At 65.9% G+C, this 261-nt stretch carries 1 pseudogene; it reads right to left on the bottom strand.

Annotated elements, in window-relative coordinates:
• Window positions 1–237: pseudogene (locus SB771_RS35270) on the bottom strand (MFS transporter); the annotation flags it as partial.
• Window positions 238–261 lie beyond the last annotated feature (24 nt).

Genomic DNA, 261 nt, shown 5'->3' with positions numbered 1-261 from the left:
GCTGCTGATCGACATCGCGGCCGAGCGCTGCGAATCGAAGGAGATCTCGGCGACGATCGCCGAACTCAGCACGAAGGTCAGTTGCGGCAGGTTGCAGCCCAGCGCCAGCAGCAGCACGCGCAGCGTGGGGTGTTCGGCCACATACAGCGACAGCAGGATGCAGGCCCCGCCCAGCAGCACGAACGCACAGCTAAGCCAGCCGCGAGCGTAGATCGACGCGATGCCGCGCTTGAGCATGCGCTGCGACAGCCACGATCCAAC

Origin of the sequence: Burkholderia sp. SIMBA_051 (genome assembly GCF_046534915.1) — a bacterium.
Classification (GTDB): domain Bacteria; phylum Pseudomonadota; class Gammaproteobacteria; order Burkholderiales; family Burkholderiaceae; genus Burkholderia; species Burkholderia ambifaria.
Note: the sequence above shows the minus strand (reverse complement) of the source record. Positions and strands in the feature narration are given on the sequence as shown.